This is a genomic window from Nocardioides segetis, assembly GCF_051390595.1.
In the GTDB taxonomy this organism is placed as follows: domain Bacteria; phylum Actinomycetota; class Actinomycetes; order Propionibacteriales; family Nocardioidaceae; genus Nocardioides.
Genome location: NZ_JBNINR010000015.1, coordinates 1 through 17818, shown reverse-complemented (window position 1 = coordinate 17818; position 17818 = coordinate 1). Strand labels below are relative to the sequence as shown.

Sequence of the window (17818 nt, the reverse complement as noted above, 5' to 3'; positions counted from 1 at the left end):
CCTCACCAGGTGTCGGGACGCGTGTAGTCGTCGTCCTCGTAGAGCTCCTCGTCCTGGTGCCGCTGCTCGAGGCCCCGGTCGTTCTGCTCGTCCAGCCGGTCGCGGCGCGGGTCGGACTCACCGGGGTCCTCGGACTGCGGCGGCTCCTCCGGCTGCTGCTGCGGCTGCTCCGGCGGGGGCTGGCTCTGCGCCAGCTTGTCGCGCAGCCGCTTGTCCACCGCGGCCGCGTCGGCGCTCTGGTCCTCGCCCCGTCCCGCGTCGGTCGGGCACCGTCCCGCGGCGAGGACCTCGATGCCCGCTTCGAAGGACGCGCGGGCGTCCTCGGGCGCTCCTGCCTCCAGTGCGGCGTCGCCGACGGCCTCGTGGGCGAGGGCGAGGTTGATCCGCACCGTGCACTCGTCGCGGTGCGGGACGTCCTCGAGTGCCGTCTCGTAGGCGGAGATCGCGTCGTCGTACCGCTCGCGGGCGTGCTCGGCGGTGCCGGCGTCGAACGCGGCCACCCAGGGCTCGAACCAGTTGAGCCGTCGGGTGTCGGCGAAGTCGGCCGCCGCGGCGTCGTGGTCGCCCCGGTCGAAGGCGTCGCGACCGGATGCGTTGGCCTGGAGCATGAGCGCCACCTTGAGGGTGTAGGCCACGAGCACCAGGGTGGGCAGCAGGCCGGCCAGGAGGAGCACGCGCCGCAGGCGTCGTCGGGGGTGCGCGGGCCGGTCGGGGAGCGTGTTCACCGCGGCACCTCCTGCCGCCGTACGTGGTCGGGACGGTCGGCGGCACGGGCCGGCGCCAACGTGTGCCGGGAGGACCACACGGCCCGCCAGCCGGCGTGCAGCTCCAGCAGCAGCAGGCCGAGCAGCAGCACGGCGGCCAGCCAGGTCAGGTCGTGCTTCGCCGGGCGCTCGCGGCCGCCCGCGCCGTCGGAGTACGACGCCCGGAACGACTCGGCGACCTCCTCGAGCCTGCCCGGCCCGGTGCGGTGCTCGAAGGGCACCCCGAGCTCGTCGGCGATCTCCCGCAGCCGGTCCGGATCGGCCCGGGACACGGCGGTGTCGCCGGTCTCGGGGTCCTGCACGTAGCCCAGCGACCCGTCCAGCGCGTCGTCCTGCGGCATGGGCGCTCCCTCCGGCGTGCCGTAGCCGAGCACCACGCCGCCGGCCACGAGGTCGTCGAGGTCGGCGTACGACGCGTCGTCGCCCTCGCTCGTCGTGTCCTCGCCGTCGCCGACGTAGACCACGATCCGGCGTCGTTCGGGTGCCTTGCTCGCGGCCCTCTCGAGCATGTCCCGCAGCTCGGGCACCGGGCGGTCGGCCCGGGAGCCCACGCCGTCCTTGGGGCCCTCGAGGTAGAGCGTCTCGACCGCGGCGCCGAACGCGGCGCTGTCGGAGGTGAAGGGCAGCACGACCCGGGCGTCGGTGCCGAACGCGAGCATCCCGAACCGGGCTCCGGGCAGCGCCTCGGCGAGCGCGGCCAGGTCGGCCTTGGCGCCGGTGATCCGGGGCTGCTGACCCGCGTCGCCGGGGTGGTCGAGCGCGGCCATGGACCGGGTCCGGTCGATGACCACGACGACGTCGACGTCGGCGAGCTGGGTCGGGACATCGGCACGACCGAAGCCCGGCCGCAGCAGGATCACGACGAACAGCAGCACGATCCCGAGCCGCCGGGCCAGGACGAGGGCGGTCGCGGTGGCCGGGCTCATCCCGCGCCCTCCTCACGTCGGTCACGCAGGACGAGCCCGGCCTGCGCGACCCACAGCAGCGCCAGCCCGGCGAGCCCGATCCCCAGCAGCCAGGTCCCGAGCTGCGGCCGGTCGACGACCTGCACCAGCGGGGGTCGCTTGATCGGCTTCGCGTCCAGGTCGGCGATCGCGTCGATCACGGTGCTGGTGCTGCCGTCCTCGCCGAGCAGCGAGAAGGTGCCGCCGGTGGCGCTGGTCGCGGCCTCGAACTCCTGAACGGCCGCCGGTCGCTCGGCCGTCTTGGGGGCGGCGATGCCGTGCACGACGACCTTCTCGTCGCGGGCGTAGTCGGCGGCGTCGGGCACGGTGAAGATCCCGGTGCCGATCGGCTCGTTGTCGGAGGCGAGGACGATCGCGCGGCTGCGCTCCTCGTCGCGGCGGTCAAAGCGCTGCACGCAGGAGGCCAGTCCGTCGCCCATCTGGGACTGGACGTCCCAGTCCAGCACCGTGCCGGCGGTGAAGATCGCGTAGTCGTCGCTGTAGACGTCACCGGACGCGAACGCCTTCTCGGCCGCGCTGAGCTGCTCGACGACGTACTCGTAGTCGTCGGTCAGGGGGAACACGGAGATCGCCGCGCCGCTCCAGATGGTCAGCCCGACCCGCTCGCCGCGCAGGCCGGAGATGATCGTGCGGAACTCGCGCAGCACCTGTGCGTCCACCTCCGCCATGGAGCCCGACGCATCGAGGCACAGCACGATGTCGCGGGTGCGGTCCTCCTGGGTCATCGTCTGGCGCTGGTGCAGCCGGCCGGACAGCACCACCGCCCCCGCGCAGGCCACCAGCGCCGCCACGGTGAGGCAGGTGCCGAGGACGACCTGCCGGCGCACGAGGGTGCGGTAGCGCGGCAGCGCGCGCAGCCGGGCCGCGTGGGCGACGTACGCCGCGCCGGTGGGTTCGGATCGCCGCCACGGGCGCAGCCACAGCACGAGGAGCAGCACCACGAGCGCTGCCAGGCCCAGGGCCAGCCACGGCCACCGGAACGTCGTCGCCTCGCTGTCCCACATCAGCCGGCGCTCCCGGGGACGCTCCACGAGCCGACGAGGTCGCGCGCCTGCCGGACGGCGACGTCGAACCGGTCGCGCGCGACCGTCTCGTCGGGCGCGAACTCCGGCGGGTAGACGAGCTCCAGCACCGCGACCAGGGCCGCGGGCGCGCGGTCGCGGAAGTCGGCGAGCGCCATCGTGCGCGCGGGCAGCGGCGTCACCGCGGCGACGTAGTCGCGGACCACCTCGCTGAGCTGCTGGTGGCCCTCGCGCGCCGCGAGCCCGCCGGACCGCACCTGCTCGTCGATCAGGTCGATCCGGGCCAGATGCTCCCGGCGTACGTCGGGCAGGTCGGTGCGCTCGACCGAGGGCGGCCGCTCGGGCCGGGTGAGCCACCAGGCGAGCAGGTAGTAGACGACCAGGGCCCCCGCGACCCCGACCGCGATCCACAGCCACCGGTCGGCGTACCCGACGGGGCCGGAGAACTCCGCGGGCAGGTCGGCGCGCACGACCGGGCTAGCGACGGCGGGCATGACGGTGCCTCTCCAGCAGGCGGAAGACGGCGGTGACCGCGCCGTCGAGGTCGCGGACCTGCTCCTGCACGATGCCGAGCTGGTCGAGACGCCGCCGCATCTCCTGGGTCTGGTCGGCGACGAGCGCGGCGAGCTCGCGGTGCAGCCGCGCGTCGCGACGCAGCCAGGCCGGCACCTCCACGCCGGCGTCGATGTCGACGAGGCGATGCCCGGACATCGCCGGCGTCGTCGGGTCGAGGTCGCCGACCGTCAAGAAGAGCACCTCGTGCTGGACGGCGAGGCGGCGCAGCAGTGTCGCCTGCTCCTCGGTGACCGCGGGCTCGTCGGTGACGACGAGCAGGATCGTGCGTCGCCGGATGGTGCGCACGACGTGGCGCAGCAGGGCGGTGAGGTCGCCGGGCGGCCCGTCGGCCCGGATCGCCTGGTGCACCGTGCCGAGCAGTCGCTCGAGGTGGAGGTCGCCGCTGCCCGGGCGGGAGACGTGCTGATGGTCCGCATCGCCGTGGACCAGGCCGACCAGGTCGCCGTGCTGCACCGCGAGGTGCCCGGTGACGCCCGCGACGAAGACCGCCAGGTCGCGCTTCGAGGTCGGGACGCCGCGCTCGCTGCCGACGCCCGCGAGCGCGGCCATGCTGCGTCCCGTCGACACGCAGAGCAGCACGGTGTGCTTGCGCTCGGCGACGTACCGCTTGACCAGCAGCTGCCGGCTGCGGGCCGACGCCTTCCAGTCGATGTCCTTCACGTCGTCCCCGCGGACGTACTCGCGCAGGTCGTTGAAGTCGATGCCCCGCCCGGCGTGGATCGCGGCGTACTCGCCCTCGAGCAGCCCGCGCACCTTGCGGTGGGCGTGGATCGAGAGTCGCGAGGTGATCCGGGTCAGGTGCGCGGTCATGCGCGCCTCACGGGGTCGGGACCGCCCGGAAGACGGCGTCGATGACCGTCTCGGGACGGACCCGGTCGGCGAGTGCCTCGAAGCTGAGGTGGAGCCGGTGGCGCAGCACGCTGTGCCGCAGCTCGCGGACGTCCTCGGGGATCACGTAGTGCCGGCCCTGGACGACCGCCATCGCCCGGGCGGCCTGGAAGAACGCGATCGACCCGCGAGGGCTGGCGCCGATCTCGACGTAGTTGCCGAGCTCGGGCCCGAGGAGCCCCGTGACGTCGCGGGTGGCCCGCACCACCGCGGTGATGTAGCGGCGGATCGCCGGGTCGACGTACACCCGGCGGACCAGGTCCTGCAGCTCGGCGACCTCCTGGGGGGTCACCACCGCCGCCACGTCGGTCATGTGCTGGCCGAGGATGCCGTCGTCGATCCGGTCGAGGACCGTCAGCTCGTCGTCCTCGCTGGGATAGTCGACGATCTCCTTGAGCAGGAAGCGGTCCATCTGGGCGTGGGGGAGGACGTAGGTGCCCTCTTCCTCGATGGGGTTCTGGGTGGCCAGCACCATGAACGGGTCCGGCAGCGGGTGGATCGTGCCGGCGATCGACGTCTGCCGCTCCTGCATCGCCTCCAGCAGTGCCGACTGGGTCTTGGCGCTGGCGCGGTTGATCTCGTCGAGGAGCACGAAGTTGGCGTGCACGGGGCCGAGCTGGGTCTCGAACTCGTGACGGCGGGGGTCGTAGACCTGGGTGCCGATGATGTCGCTGGGGAGCAGGTCCGGGGTGCACTGGATGCGGGCGAAGCGCGCGCTGACCGCCTGAGCGAGCGTCGAGGCGGCCAGCGTCTTCGCGAGACCGGGCACGCTCTCGAGCAGGACGTGCCCCTCCGAGAGCAGGGTGACCAGCAGCGCGGTGCGGATCCGGTGCTGACCCACGACCCGGCTGGAGAACGCGTCCGACACCCGGCCGATCGCCTCGGTCGCGCGCGCCAGCTCGTCGGTCGACAGCGGTGTGCCCGGGCCGGCGGGGGTGCGCCGGGTGGTCCCGGCGGGGAACGCCTGCGGCTCGTTGACCTGCGTCATGCGGCCCAACCTACCCAGCGGGCGTGCGCGCGGGGTCAGGCCAGCAGCCGGTCGCGCAGCTCGGCGTCGCGCCGGAGCCGGGCGAGGTCGCGCTCGCGGCGCTCCGCGACGACGGCCATCAGCACCAGCTCCGCCGGCGCGCCCGGGGGCGGAGGCGGCGCGACGTACGGCAGCACGTCGGCGAGCAGGGCGCGGCCGACCCGGTCGCGCGAGCCGGGATCGAGCGTGCCGAGCCGGCCCAGGAACTGGCGCACGGCCAGGGCCGTGCCCGTCGGCAGCGCGCCGAGGTCGGTCCGCCGCGCCCAGGACGCCAGTGCGGGCGGCAGGGGAGGCGGCTGCGGCAGCCGCAGCGGCACCCGCTCGCGGACCACGTAGGTGCCGGCCGCGTAGTCGCCGAGCCGCTTGCCCCGGGTGCTCAGCATGATCGAGAAGAACGCCGGCGCCCCGGAGAAGGCGTAGATCTCCACGAACCCGATCAGCGCCCGGACCAGCGCGTGCTGGAGGCTGATCGGCCCGCCGTCGTCGCGGACGGCACGCAGCCCCAGGGCGAGCTTGCCCAGAGACCGGCCGCGGGTCAGCGTCTCCACGGTGGTCGGCAGGACCAGGAACGTCAGCACCGTCGTCAGCACGGTCGCGGCGCCGAAGAGCGCGGCGTCGGCGAACGGCGAGGCCGCCACGGTGAGCAGGATGAACAGCGCCACGAAGGTGAACAGCGTGACCAGGACGTCGATGAGGCCGCTGGCCATCCGCAGCCCGAGCGAGGCCGCGGGCAGGTCGAGCGCGACGCCCTCGCCGGTGACGAGGTCGTCGGCGGTGACGGTGGCGAAGTCGGACGGGGGCATCGGCGTTCAGCCTACGACGCGGGCGAGTCTCACCAGCGCTCGACGCGGAGGCCGTCGATCCGCCGGAACTCGCGCTCGTTGCGGGTCACCACGATCAGCCCGCGGGACCGGGCATGCCCGGCGATCATGATGTCGTAGGCGCCGATCGGTGTGCCGCGGCGGGCGAGGTCGGCGCGGATGTCACCGGCGTGTGCTGCCGCCTCCGCGTCGAAGTCGAGGAAGTCGACGGCGGCGGCCAGCTCGTCGACGGCGAGGTCGTTGCGAGCCGGCTCGGCGCTGCGGGCAGCGCCGAAGCGGAGTTCGAACAAGGAGACCGACGACGCGGCCGCCCGGCCCGCAGCCCGCCAGGCCTCCCGCAGCGCCACGTCCCGCTTGCGGAGGAGCTCGATGGCGATATCCGTGTCGAGCAGGTGACGGTGGCCCGGTGTCATGCCCAGGCCCGCTCCTGCGGCGCTTCGGGCTGCTCGCGGGCGAAGTCGTCACTGACCCGCAGGTCGCTGCTCCAGAACGCATCGATCCGCGAGCCGGCGGGACGGATCACCCGAGCGTCGCCGACGATGTCGATCTCGACCTCGGACACCGACGCGTCGAACGCGACGGCCTTGGGAAGGCGGACGGCTTGGGTCCTGTTCGACAGGAACAGCCTGGTGACCACGGACATACGACGAGTATATACGAAGCGCTGGTCGTCGGGTCGGGCCGCCGCGGGCACAGGGGGGCGCCCGTGCTCACGGATAGGCTCTGCCCGTGCCGCGCATCGACCTCGACGCCTACGTGGCGGCCCACTCCCACGCCTGGGTCCGGCTGGACCAGCTGGTGCGCCAGCGGCGGCGCACGGGGGCGGAGGCCGACGAGCTGGTCGACCGCTACCAACAGGTGGCGACCCACCTGTCCGTCGTGCGCACGTCCGCGCCGGACGGTGAGCTCGTCGCCCACCTCTCCTCGCTGCTCGGGCGGGCGCGGATCGCGATGCTGGCGGCCCGGGTGCCGAGCTGGCGCGGGCTGGCGGGCTTCTTCACCGAGCGGTTCCCGGCGGCGCTCTACCAGCTGCGCTGGTGGTGGCTGGGGTGCGTGGCCGGCAACGTCGTCGTGGTCGCGGTGATGATGATCTGGCTCGGGCAGCACCCGCAGGTGGAGCAGAGCCTGCTCTCGCCGCAGGAGGTCGACCAGCTGGTCGACAGCGACTTCGAGAGCTACTACAGCGAGAACGCCGCCGGCGCCTTCGCCGCCCATGTGTGGATCAACAACGCCTGGGTGAGCGCGCTGTGCATCGCCCTCGGGATCCTCGGGCTGCCGGTGCTCTACCTGCTCTTCCAGAACGTCGCGAACCTCGCGATCGTCGGCTCGATCATGACCCGCCACGACCGTGGGGAGCTGTTCTGGGGGCTGATCATCCCGCACGGCCTGCTCGAGCTGACCTGCGTCTTCGTCGCCGGCGGGGTGGGCCTGCGGCTGTTCTGGTCGTGGATCGAGCCCGGTCAGCTGTCGCGGGCCGGATCCCTCGCGCGAGCCGGCCGGACCGCGGTCACCGTCGCGCTCGGGCTCGCGGTGTGCCTGTTCGTCAGCGGCATCATCGAGGCGTTCGTGACACCGTCGCCGCTGCCCACCTGGGCCCGGATCGCGATCGGCGTGCTCGCCGAGGCGGCGTTCCTGGCCTACGTGTTCGTCGTCGGCCGGGCCGCCGCCTCGCGGGGCGTGACCGGGGACGTGTCCGCCGCGCTGCTCGAGGACCGGGTCGCCACCCAGGCCTGACCGACCGGGCGCGCTCACTACGCTGGGGCCATGAGCCGGGCGGTCGTGGTGGGGGCGGGGATCGCCGGGCTGACGGCCGCCCGGGACCTGGCCGAGGCCGGGATCGACGTGCTCGTGCTCGAGGCCACCGACCGTCCCGGCGGCAAGCTCCGCTCCGGTGAGGTCGCCGGGGTCACCGTCGACGTCGGCGCCGAGGCGATGCTGCACCGGCGTCCCGAAGGCGTCGCGCTGGCGACCGACCTCGCCCTGCCGCTCGTCCACCCCACCGCCGCCACCTCGCGGGTCTGGACCCGGGACGCGCTGCGCCGCCTGCCGCGCACCGTGATGGGGGCTCCGGTCGACCTCGACGACCTCGCGGAGTCCGGGATCCTCTCCGCCGAGGGCCTCGACCGCGCCCGCCACCAGGCCGTCGCCCACCCCGACGGCCATCCCGACGGTGACGTCTCGGTCGGCGACCTCGTCGGCGCCCGGTACGGCGACGAGGTGGTCGACCGCCTCGTCGAGCCGCTCCTCGGCGGGGTCTACGCCGGCCAGGCCCGGCGCATCTCCACCCGTGCCGCCGCGCCCCAGCTGCTCGACCTGCTGACCCGGCCGGAGGTCACCCTCCCGGCACCGCCGACCGGCGCCCCGCCGGTGTTCGCCGCCGTCGCCGGAGGCATGTGGCGGCTCCCGGCCGCGCTCGACGCCGACCTGCGCGACCGCGGCTCCGCGGAGCTCCGCTACGACGCGCCGGTGACCGCGCTGCGTCGTACCTCGTCGGGGTTCGTGACGACCACCCCGGCCGGTGACGAGGTGAGCGACCTGCTCGTCCTCGCGACCCCGGCGGCGCCGAGCGCCCGGCTGCTCGCCGACGTCGCGCCCGCCGCGGCCGTCGACCTCGCGGGGATCGCCTACGCCTCGGTCGCCCTCGTGACCTTCGCGTTCCGCTCCGACGACCCCGGCGTGGCGGAGGCGCTGGAGACCGGCGCCTCCGGCTTCCTCGTCCCGCCGGTGGACGGGCGGCGGGTGAAGGCCTCGACCTTCTCGTTCGCCAAGTGGGACTGGGTGCGGGCCGCGGGGGAGGGCCTGCTGGTCCTGCGCACCTCCCTCGGCCGCTACGGCGAGGAGGCCGGCCTCCAGGTCCCCGACGACGCCCTGGTCCGGGCCTCCCTCGCCGACCTCGCCGCCGCGACCGGGCTCAGCGCGGCTCCCGTCGACGCGGTCGTGCAGCGCTGGGGCGGCGGACTCCCGCAGTACTGGGTCGGGCACGCGGAGCGCATCGCCCGTCTCCGGGCCGCCGTCGCGCGGGTGCCGGGCCTCGCCGTCTGCGGTGCCGCGTACGACGGCGTCGGCATCCCGGCCACGATCGCCTCCGCCCACGGCGCGGTCGCCGGCCTGCTCGCCTGACAGGCGGCCCGTCGAACCTTGCCCCGTTGTCCCTGTCCCGCGGGACACCGGGCCCGCGATGGTCCTGTCATGACAGCACAGACCCACGTCCCCCCGACCGCACTCGACCGGACCGAGCCACGCGACGAGCCGGTCGTCTACCCGCCGACCCGCTGGGCGCTGGCCGGCCTCGGAGCCGGGCTCGCCGGCGTCGTGATGATGGTCTCGTCCTCGATGGTGGACGCCGTCTACGACGAGAAGATCCAGGGCGACGCCGCCGCCATCTCCGAGCGCCTGGGCGACCAGGTGCCGCAGATGCTCGCGTTCCACCTGAGCGCGATGATCGGCGCCGTCTTGATGGTCGTGTTCGCCGCCGGGCTGTTCCGCCGGCTGCGGACGACCGTCGCGGCCGACAGCATCCTGCCGCTCGTGGCCTTCTCCGGCGTCCTGGTCACCGCGATCATGCTCGTCGTCGGCTCCGGTCTCGACACCGAGTTCATCTTCGCCGCCGGAGACCCCGAGATCGTCGTTCCCGAGGACGCCGCGATGTTCAACCACTGGATCGGCACCGTCCCGTGGTGCTGGGGCCTGCTCGGCCTGTCCGGCATCACGCTCTTCGGCGCGGCCCGTCAGGGCGCCGTCCCGAAGTGGATCGGTCTCGTCGGCCTTCTCGGCGGCGGTCTCACCCTGCTGCTCGGCATCTCGCCGCTGCAGTACATGGCCGGCATGACGGGGCCGATCGGCCTGGTCGTGATCGCGATCGGCTTCCTCGCCGGCGACAAGGCGTTCCGCGGCCGCGCGTGAGCGGGCCGTCCAATTCGGCCGGTCCGCACCATGGGGGTGCGGACCGGCTGCACAATGTGCCGGTGCAGGAGCAGGCCGTCACCCGCCCGCGCGGCCTGAGGGCCGTCGCGGTCCTCGTCGTCCCCGCCGTGTGCGTCGCGCTCGTTCCGGTCACCGTCTGGCTCGACGCGGGTGCACCCACCTCCGGGCTGGGCTACGACGTCTCCCTCGGCCCCGGGTGGCCCTGGACGCTGATCGGCGCATTGCTCGGCGTGCTCGCCGGGATCATCCTGATGAAGGATCCACGACAGCGGGTGGGCTGGGTGCTCGCCGGCTCCGGCATCTTCTGGGCGCTCGACGGCTTCGCGCAGAGCTACATCCTGTCCGGCCTGCGCGAGACCGGCGCGTGGCCGGGGATGACCTTCGCGCTGTGGTTCCTCAACCGCTTCGGGTCCTACCTGACGGCGGTGACCGCGGTGCTGGTCATGATCTTCCCGACCGGCCGCTTCCTGCCCGGACGCTGGCGCACGGCGTCCTGGGTGGCCACGGTCGCGATGGCGATCAGCGGCCTGTGCTTCCTCGTCCTGCCGGCCGAGGGCGACCGGGCGATCGCCGGTCTGCCGCCCGGCGTCGACGAGAACCCGACCTCGATCAGCGCCCTCTCCGGGCACGGCGACGGGCTCGCGACACTCGGCCTCTCGCTCGGCATCGCCGGCTTCTTCTTCGCGCTGCTCTCCGTGATCGTGCGCTACCGCCGCTCGGAGGGCCTCGAGCGCGACCGGATGCGCTGGCTGCTGTGGAGCGTCATCGTCATCCTCGTCGTGACCGTGGCGACCATGGCCCTCTCGGTGCCCGACAGCGACTTCGTCGGCGCCCTCGTGGCGTCGGTCGTGCCCCCGATGGCGATGACGATCGCGATCGTCCGCCCGACGCTGGTGTCGATCCAGGACCTGCTGGCCCGCACCGCCGTGCTGGCCGCCGTCTTCGCGGTGCTCGTCGCCGCGGACGCGCTGGTGCTGTGGCTGTTCACCCTGCTCCTCGACGACGAGCTGACCCAGGCCCAGGTCGTCGGCGTGGTGCTCATCGTCTGCGTCGTCCTCTACGGCCCGCTGCGGCAGCGGCTCTCCGCCGGTGTGCGCCGGCTCATGCTCGGCGAGCGCGGCAACCGGTACGACGCCGTCGCCGGTCTCGCGTCCACGCTGGAGAACACCGACGACACCACCGAGCAGCTCGCCGCGGTCGCGCGGGCCGTGGCCTCCGCGTTCGCCGTCCCGTTCGTCAGCGTCGAGGTCGACCGCGGCCACGGGGAGCGCCTGGTGACCACCTTCGGCGAGCGCCCGGCCGAGGTGCGCACGCTGCCGATCACCTGGCGCGACACCACGATCGGCCGGCTGGTGCTGCCCGCCCGCGGCCTGCGCAGCCGGCTCACGGTCCGCGACGAGGAGCTCCTCGGCGACCTGGTCCGCCAGGCCGCGACCGCCGCCCGCACCAGCCAGCTCGCCGAGGAGGTCCAGCACAGCCGCGAGCGACTGGTCACCGCCCGCGAGGAGGAGCGCCGCCGGATGCGGCGCGACCTGCACGACGGCTTCGGGCCGGCGCTGAGCGGCATCGTCTTCCAGCTCGAGGCGGCCCGGATGACCGTCGAGCGCGACCCGGACCGGGCCCGCGCCCAGCTGGAGACGGTCAGCGCCCAGGTGCAGGAGGTCGTGGCCGACGTACGCCGCCTCGTGCACGACCTGCGTCCCCCGGCGCTGGACGACCGCGGCCTGGTCGGTGCGCTGCGCCAGCAGGCCGAGCACCTCGCCGTACCGCTCGCCGTGACCGCCCCCGACGACCTCCGGCTGCCCGCGGCGGTCGAGGTCGCGGCGTACCGGATCGCGGGGGAGGCGCTCACCAACGTCGCCCGGCATGCCGCGGCCCACAGCGCCCGGCTGGTCGTCGAGGCCTGCGACGACGCGCTGGTGGTCGAGGTCGCCGACGACGGGCGCGGCATCCCCGCCGACCGGGCCGCCGGCGTCGGTCTCGCCAGTCTCCGCGAGCGCGCCGCCGAGCTCGGCGGCACCACGACCATCACCAGCCCACCGGACGGCGGCACCGTCGTCCGGGCCCGCCTGCCGCTGAGGAGCCCCGCATGAGCACCACCGCCGGACCGGTCCGGGTCGTCGTGGTCGACGACCACCAGATCGTCCGCGACGGGCTGACCTCCCTGCTGGGGGCGCTCGACGGGATCGAGGTCGTCGGCTCGGCCGCCGACGGCCGGGAGGCGCTGCACGTCGTCGAGGAGACGGCGCCGGACCTGGTGGTGATGGACATCCAGATGCCGCACCTCGACGGCATCGAGGCGACCCGCTTCCTCACCGGCCGCGACCCCGCCCTGCGGGTCGTGATGCTGACGATGAACGAGGACGACGACACCGTGCTCAGCGCCATCCGGGCCGGCGCCTGCGGCTACCTGCTCAAGGGGGCCGGTGCCGAGGAGGTCCAGCACGCGATCCGCTCGGCGGCCGCGGGCGGCATGGTGTTCGGCGCCAGCCTGGCCGCCAAGGTGGCGGGCTTCTTCGCCGGTGCCCTCCCCGCCGCCCGGGCCGCCGACGAGCCCTTCCCCGAGCTGACCGACCGCGAGCGCGACGTCCTCCGGCGGATCGCCGCGGGACGGAGCAACGACGAGATCGCGGCCGCGCTCTATGTCTCCAACAAGACCGTCCGCAACGCGGTCTCGGCGATCTACGCCAAGCTGCACGCCACCGGCCGCGCCGACGCGATCGTCAAGGCCCGGGAGGCCGGCTACGGGAGGGAATGAGCGCGCGGCAGAATGGGGGCATGTCGGACCAGGACCCGCAGGCGCACCTCAAGACCAACGCGGCGAAGATCAACGAGCTCAACGACACGATCCGCTTCACCATGTGGTCGGTGTTCCGGCTCGAGCAGCCCCTCGGGTCCGACGAGGTGGTGCGCAAGGACGAGACCGCCGAGCTCGAGTCGCTCCTGGCCGACCTGGCCGCCGAGGACGTCGTCGTCCGCGGCCTGTACGACGTCGCGGGACTGCGCGCCGACGCCGACCTGATGGTGTGGTGGCACGCGGCCACGAGCGACCGGCTGCAGGACGCCTACCACCGCCTGCGGCGCACCTCCTTCGGCGCCCGGCTGGCCCCGGTGTGGTCGCAGATGGCGCTGCACCGTCCCGCCGAGTTCAACCGCAGCCACCTCCCGGCGTTCCTCGCCGACGAGCGCGCCCACGCGTACGCCGCGGTCTACCCCTTCGTCCGCTCCTACGAGTGGTACCTCCTCGAGGACGCCGAGCGGCGTCGCCTGCTCGCCGAGCACGGTCAGATGGCGCGCGGCTATCCCGACGTCCGGGCCAACACGGTCCCGAGCTTCGCGCTCGGGGACTACGAGTGGATCCTCGCCTTCGAGGCCGACGACCTGACCCGGATCGTCGACCTGATGCGCCACCTGCGCGGCTCCGAGACCCGACGCCACGTGCGCGAGGAGGTCCCGTTCTACACCGGCCGGCGGGTGACCTTCGCCGAGCTGCTGGCGACGCTGCCCTGATCTGACGGCGCTGCGTGGCGCGCCGCTCTACTTGCAAAGTCTATTGAATTACTCCACTATGGAGTCATGACCGGACGCTCCGCTGCCTCGCACTTCACCCAGCTCGCCGTCCTGCCCCTGCTCGAGGTCGTGCGCGACCACGCGACCGATCCCGACCTCCTCCAGCTCCTCGACCACGACCCGCACGAGCGCTCGTGGATCCGCCTCCTCGCGACCGACGACTACGAGCTCTGGCTGATCTCCTGGCCGCCGGGTGCCAGCACCGACTGGCACGACCACGGTCCGTCCTCGGGCGCCTTCACCGTCCTCGAGGGCCGGCTCACCGAGCACACCTTCGACGGCGGCCTGCAGCTGGTCGACGTGGGGCCGGGGGACGGCAAGGCGTTCGGCGCGGGCTACGCGCACGACGTCCGCAATGCCGGCACGCGCCCCGCCCTCTCGCTGCACGCCTACTCCCCACGGCTGCACACGATGACCCGGTTCCGGTTCCACGGCGACCGGCTCGAGGTGCTCGGCGTCGAGCGCGCGGGGGAGGAGTGGTGAGCACGCTCGCCCCCGTCTCCCACCCCGTGCGGTACGACGGCGTGGACGCCCTCCTCGCCGACGCCCGGTCCCGGCTCGACCGGGTCACCGCCCGGGCCGCCTTCCAGGAGCTCGTCGCGCTCGGCGCCCTGCTCGTCGACATCCGCCCGGCGGCACAGCGCGCCCGCGAGGGCGACCTGGCCGGCTGGCTGCCGGCCCTCGTGATCGAGCGCAACGTGCTCGAGTGGCGCTTCGACCCGCGCAGCGACGCGCGCCTGCCCGAGGCGTCGTACGACCGCCGGGTCATCGTGCTGTGCCAGGAGGGCTACACCTCCTCGCTCGCCGCCGACGCGCTGCGGAGCATCGGGGTACACCGGGCGACGGACGTCATCGGCGGATTCGCCGCCTGGCGGGCCGCCGGGATGCCCGTCGCGGGCGTGGCGGCGTGAGCCGCTGAGTACGCTCGGAGACATGGCATACGAGGTCGAGAAGACGGACGAGGAGTGGCGCGCCGCGCTCACGCCCGAGGAGTACCAGGTGCTCCGCCAGGCCGGCACCGAGCGGGCCTTCACCGGCGAGTACACCGACACCGAGACCACCGGTGTCTACCGCTGCAAGGCCTGCCAGGCCAAGCTGTTCGAGTCCGACACGAAGTTCCACTCGGGCTGCGGCTGGCCGAGCTTCTACCAGCCGATCAGCGACACGATCGAGTACCTCGAGGACGACTCCCACGGCATGAAGCGGGTCGAGGTGCGCTGCGCCAACTGCGGCTCGCACCTCGGCCACGTCTTCCCCGACGGCTACGGCACTCCCACGGGCGACCGCTACTGCATCAACTCGATCAGCCTCACCCTGGAGCCGGCCGACCAGGCATAGGGTTCGTCGCATGGCGAAGACCCCGGCGGCGATGGTGCAGGCAGGCGACCGCGAGGTCCGGGTCTCCAGCCCGGACCGGGTGATCTACGAGGCCACCGAGCGGACGCCGGAGGTCACCAAGCTGATGGTGGCCGAGTACGTCGTCGCGGTCGGCGACGGCCTGATGCGGGCGCTGCGCGACCGGCCGACCGCGCTCGAGCGCTGGCCGGACGGCTACCGCGAGGGCTTCCGGCTGGCCACCGGACCGCGCGACAACGACGCCGAGGGCTTCTACCAGAAGCGCGTCCCCAAGGGGGCTCCCGACTACCTCGAGGCCGTCGAGATCACCTTTCCCTCCGGCCGCGCCGCCGAGGAGATCTGCCCGACCGAGATCGCCGTCCCCGTCTGGTGCGCGCAGATGGGCACGCTCACGTTCCACCCGTGGCCGGTGCGGCGGGCCGACGTGGACCACCCCGACGAGCTGCGCATCGACTTCGACCCCCAGCCCGGGACCACGTTCGGCGACGCCGTGCGGGTCGCCGGCGTCGCCCGCGAGCTCCTCGAGGAGCTCGGGCTGCAGGGCTACCCCAAGACCTCCGGCAACCGCGGCGTCCACGTCTACGTGCGGATCGAGCCCCGGTGGGAGTTCACCGACGTGCGCCACGCCGCCATCGCCTTCGGTCGCGAGCTAGCCCGCCGCGACGACCAGGTCACCACCGCCTGGTGGAAGGAGGAGCGCGGTGAGCGGATCTTCATCGACTACAACCAGAACAACCGCGACCGGACCATCGCCTCGGCGTACTCGTTACGCCCCCAGCCCGGCGCCCCGGTCTCCACGCCGCTGACCTGGGCCGAGCTCGCCGAGGTCGACGACCCGCGCGGCTTCAACCTGTTCACCGTGCCCGACCGGATGGCCGACGGCGACCCCTGGGCGGGCATCGACGACACGGCCTACTCCCTCCAGCCGCTGCTCGACCTGTGGGACCGCCAGGTCGCCGACGGCGAGGGAGAGCTCAACTTCCCGCCCGACTATCCCAAGATGCCCGGCGAGCCGCCGCGCGTACAGCCGAGCAAGAAGGTCGCCGAGCACTGGGACGCCGAGGGCAACCGGGTCGAAGGGACCTAGTCGTCCGTCTCGTGCTCCAGCAGGTGCAGCACGGGCACGCCGAGCTTGCGGCGGGCGCGGGAGGTCCAGTCGACGTGGAAGAACTCGGCCACCAGGTGGGGCCGGGTGAGGATGATCGCCTCCCGGCCGTCGACCTGCTTGACCTTCTCGATGAGTGCGTCGACCGGGGGCTCCGTCGCGATGGTGACGCTGCCGATGATCGCGCCCGCCGCGACCAGTGCCTCACGGGTGGTCGCCAGGTCGCGCTCGGCCTGGTCGCGGTACTCGCTGCGCAGCCGCTCGATCTCGTCGGGCGAGGGGGTGATGGGCGGCGCGATCAGGTCGCTGCCGCCGATCGCGCCGAGCGAGGCCTCCACGGCGGCCGCCGCATCGGCCATCGGGAGCAGCACGTGGTACTGCACCTCGATCGTGGGGTCGTCGTCGAGCTCCTGGTGCAGCCCGCGGACCTGGGCGGCGTCGGCTGCGGTCAGGGCCTGCTCGATGAGCAGGACGACGGCGTACGGTTCCTCGCGGGGCGCGGTGCTCATGACCCCATCCTGCCGCTCCGGTGGTGGTCCCGTCAGCCCCCGAGCACGTCCGCGAGGTCGTAGCGCACCGGCTGCTCGAGCTGCTCGTAGCCGCACGACTCCGGGTCGCGGTCGTCGCGCCAGCGCTTGAAGTGCGCGGTGTGCCGGAAGCGGCGGCCCTCCATGGCGTCGTACTTGACCTCGAGGACGCGCTCGGGCCGCAGCGGCGTGAACGACAGGTCCTTGCCCTGGCTCCACCTGCTCTGCGTGCCGGGCTGGCGGCCGGGGTTGGCGACGAGGAACTCCTGCCACCGGCCCCACGGGTGCTCCTCGATCGGGACGACGAGCGGCTGGAGCTCGTGCCACAGCTCGGCGCGGCGCGCGGCGGTGAAGCTGGCGCTGACGCCGATGTGCTGCAGCTCGCCGTCCTCGTAGAGCCCCAGCAGCAGGCTGCCGATCAGCGGCTCCTCCGGCGTGCTCGTCTTGTGCTCGCGGTAGCCCGCCAGCACGACGTCCGCGGTGCGCTCGTGCTTGATCTTCAACATGGTCCGGGCGTTCGGGGAGTACGGCGCGCTCAGCGGCTTGGCCACGACCCCGTCCAGGCCGGCCCCCTCGAACCGGTGGAACCACTCCTCGGCCACCGCCGGGTCGGTGCTGGTGCGGGTCAGGTGGCACCGGCCCTGCCGCTCGAGCGGGTCGGCCGACAGGTGTCCGAGCGCCTCCTCCAGGGCCGCCCGCCGATCGGCGAACGGGCGCTCGAGGTACGACTCGTCGCCCAGGGCGAGCAGGTCGAACGCCACGAAGTCCGCCGGCGTCTGCTCCGCGAGCAGCGCGATCCGCGACGCCGCCGGGTGGATCCGCTCCTGCAGCACCTCGAACTGCAGCCGACCCTTGCCGTCCGCGCCCAGCTGCGACACGAAGATCTCCCCGTCGAGCACGCAGCGCTCCGGCAGCTCGGCCCTCATCGCCTCCACGAGCTCGGGGAAGTAGCGCGTCAGCGGCTTGGTGTTGCGGCTCGCCAGCTCCACCTCGTCGCCGTCGCGGAACACGATGCACCGGAACCCGTCCCACTTCGGCTCGAAGCTGAGCCCCTGCGCGTCGTACTTGGCGGGGTCGGGCACGCCCGAGACCGCCTTCGCGAGCATGGGCAGGACGGGCGGCAGCACGGGGAGGTCCACGAGGGTGAGACTAGTCAGGGCGCCGACACTCATCGGCCGGTGTGGGAGCCGGTGACAGTGTCCTGGTTCGGGACATCGGAATGGGGTGTCTCGCGACATCGGAATGGGATGTGTCGGGTGATCGGCATGGCGCG

Annotated in this window: 21 protein-coding genes; 10 read left to right on the top strand and 11 right to left on the bottom strand. The window is 73.5% G+C overall.

Annotated features, from left to right (window positions below):
- Nucleotides 1-2: 2 nt before the first annotated feature.
- The 9 genes from ACPZVR_RS20490 to vapB are packed head-to-tail and all read right to left on the bottom strand — an operon-like array spanning nucleotide 3 to nucleotide 6706.
- Nucleotides 3-725 carry a hypothetical protein gene (locus tag ACPZVR_RS20490; protein WP_436701535.1) on the bottom strand — a complete coding sequence of 241 codons (723 nt, stop codon included), beginning with the start codon at nucleotides 723-725 and terminating at the stop codon, nucleotides 3-5.
- Entirely contained in the window at nucleotides 722-1690 is a 969-nt protein-coding gene (locus ACPZVR_RS20485) for a VWA domain-containing protein (protein ID WP_436701534.1), read from the bottom strand. Before ACPZVR_RS20485 ends, ACPZVR_RS20490 begins: the two co-directional genes overlap by 4 nt.
- Nucleotides 1687-2760 (bottom strand): vWA domain-containing protein, encoded by a 1074-nt coding sequence (locus ACPZVR_RS20480; RefSeq protein WP_436701533.1) that lies wholly within the window; start codon nucleotides 2758-2760, stop codon nucleotides 1687-1689. Before ACPZVR_RS20480 ends, ACPZVR_RS20485 begins: the two co-directional genes overlap by 4 nt.
- Nucleotides 2733-3245, bottom strand: coding sequence for a hypothetical protein (locus ACPZVR_RS20475; RefSeq protein WP_436701532.1), 513 nt, complete (start codon nucleotides 3243-3245; stop codon nucleotides 2733-2735). Before ACPZVR_RS20475 ends, ACPZVR_RS20480 begins: the two co-directional genes overlap by 28 nt.
- On the bottom strand, nucleotides 3229-4137 hold the full coding sequence (locus ACPZVR_RS20470) for a DUF58 domain-containing protein (protein ID WP_436701531.1): 909 nt from the start codon (nucleotides 4135-4137) through the stop codon (nucleotides 3229-3231). The genes ACPZVR_RS20475 and ACPZVR_RS20470 overlap by 17 nt, the downstream gene beginning before the upstream one ends.
- A gap of 7 nt (nucleotides 4138-4144) precedes the next feature.
- Nucleotides 4145-5203 carry an AAA family ATPase gene (locus tag ACPZVR_RS20465; protein ID WP_436701530.1) on the bottom strand — a complete coding sequence of 353 codons (1059 nt, stop codon included), beginning with the start codon at nucleotides 5201-5203 and terminating at the stop codon, nucleotides 4145-4147.
- Between the two features lie 35 nt (nucleotides 5204-5238).
- A complete protein-coding gene (locus ACPZVR_RS20460; protein WP_436701529.1) occupies nucleotides 5239-6045 on the bottom strand; it encodes an RDD family protein in 807 nt (268 codons plus the stop codon).
- A gap of 29 nt (nucleotides 6046-6074) precedes the next feature.
- The gene (locus ACPZVR_RS20455) at nucleotides 6075-6476 is read right to left on the bottom strand and encodes a PIN domain-containing protein (protein ID WP_436701528.1); all 402 of its coding nucleotides are present in this window, start codon (nucleotides 6474-6476) and stop codon (nucleotides 6075-6077) included.
- Nucleotides 6473-6706, bottom strand: coding sequence for a type II toxin-antitoxin system VapB family antitoxin (vapB, locus tag ACPZVR_RS20450; protein ID WP_436701527.1), 234 nt, complete (start codon nucleotides 6704-6706; stop codon nucleotides 6473-6475). Before vapB ends, ACPZVR_RS20455 begins: the two co-directional genes overlap by 4 nt.
- An 86-nt stretch (nucleotides 6707-6792) precedes the next feature.
- On the opposite strand from vapB, the gene ACPZVR_RS20445 reads away from it, so the two are divergent.
- The 10 genes from ACPZVR_RS20445 (at nucleotide 6793) to ACPZVR_RS20400 (ending at nucleotide 16000) form a co-directional block, all read left to right on the top strand.
- On the top strand, nucleotides 6793-7797 hold the full coding sequence (locus ACPZVR_RS20445) for a stage II sporulation protein M (protein WP_436701526.1): 1005 nt from the start codon (nucleotides 6793-6795) through the stop codon (nucleotides 7795-7797).
- Nucleotides 7798-7827: 30 nt separating this feature from the next.
- Nucleotides 7828-9183 (top strand): protoporphyrinogen/coproporphyrinogen oxidase, encoded by a 1356-nt coding sequence (locus tag ACPZVR_RS20440; RefSeq protein WP_436701525.1) that lies wholly within the window; start codon nucleotides 7828-7830, stop codon nucleotides 9181-9183.
- A 69-nt stretch (nucleotides 9184-9252) separates the two neighbouring features.
- Entirely contained in the window at nucleotides 9253-9966 is a 714-nt protein-coding gene (locus ACPZVR_RS20435) for a hypothetical protein (protein ID WP_436701524.1), read from the top strand.
- 62 nt (nucleotides 9967-10028) lie between these two features.
- Complete coding sequence (locus tag ACPZVR_RS20430; protein WP_436701523.1) at nucleotides 10029-12080, top strand: sensor histidine kinase; 2052 nt, start codon at nucleotides 10029-10031, stop codon at nucleotides 12078-12080.
- Entirely contained in the window at nucleotides 12077-12745 is a 669-nt protein-coding gene (locus ACPZVR_RS20425) for a response regulator transcription factor (RefSeq protein ID WP_436701522.1), read from the top strand. Before ACPZVR_RS20430 ends, ACPZVR_RS20425 begins: the two co-directional genes overlap by 4 nt.
- Nucleotides 12746-12765: 20 nt before the next feature.
- The gene (gene hemQ, locus ACPZVR_RS20420) at nucleotides 12766-13497 is read left to right on the top strand and encodes a hydrogen peroxide-dependent heme synthase (RefSeq protein WP_436701521.1); all 732 of its coding nucleotides are present in this window, start codon (nucleotides 12766-12768) and stop codon (nucleotides 13495-13497) included.
- 66 nt (nucleotides 13498-13563) lie between these two features.
- A complete protein-coding gene (locus tag ACPZVR_RS20415; RefSeq protein ID WP_436701520.1) occupies nucleotides 13564-14040 on the top strand; it encodes a cysteine dioxygenase in 477 nt (158 codons plus the stop codon).
- Nucleotides 14037-14468 (top strand): rhodanese-like domain-containing protein, encoded by a 432-nt coding sequence (locus ACPZVR_RS20410; protein WP_436701519.1) that lies wholly within the window; start codon nucleotides 14037-14039, stop codon nucleotides 14466-14468. The genes ACPZVR_RS20415 and ACPZVR_RS20410 overlap by 4 nt, the downstream gene beginning before the upstream one ends.
- A 22-nt stretch (nucleotides 14469-14490) precedes the next feature.
- Nucleotides 14491-14895, top strand: a complete 405-nt coding sequence (msrB, locus tag ACPZVR_RS20405) for a peptide-methionine (R)-S-oxide reductase MsrB (protein ID WP_436701518.1) — start codon at nucleotides 14491-14493, stop codon at nucleotides 14893-14895.
- 10 nt (nucleotides 14896-14905) lie between these two features.
- Nucleotides 14906-16000, top strand: a complete 1095-nt coding sequence (locus tag ACPZVR_RS20400) for a DNA polymerase domain-containing protein (protein WP_436701517.1) — start codon at nucleotides 14906-14908, stop codon at nucleotides 15998-16000.
- Here the strand turns inward: ACPZVR_RS20400 and ACPZVR_RS20395 are convergent.
- Both ACPZVR_RS20395 and ACPZVR_RS20390 read right to left on the bottom strand, forming a co-directional pair.
- Nucleotides 15997-16527, bottom strand: a complete 531-nt coding sequence (locus ACPZVR_RS20395; RefSeq protein WP_436701516.1) for a hypothetical protein — start codon at nucleotides 16525-16527, stop codon at nucleotides 15997-15999. The two genes, ACPZVR_RS20400 and ACPZVR_RS20395, sit on opposite strands and share 4 nt — an antisense overlap.
- 32 nt (nucleotides 16528-16559) lie before the next feature.
- Nucleotides 16560-17684, bottom strand: a complete 1125-nt coding sequence (locus ACPZVR_RS20390) for an ATP-dependent DNA ligase (RefSeq protein WP_436701515.1) — start codon at nucleotides 17682-17684, stop codon at nucleotides 16560-16562.
- Between the last annotated feature and the right edge of the window lie 134 nt (nucleotides 17685-17818).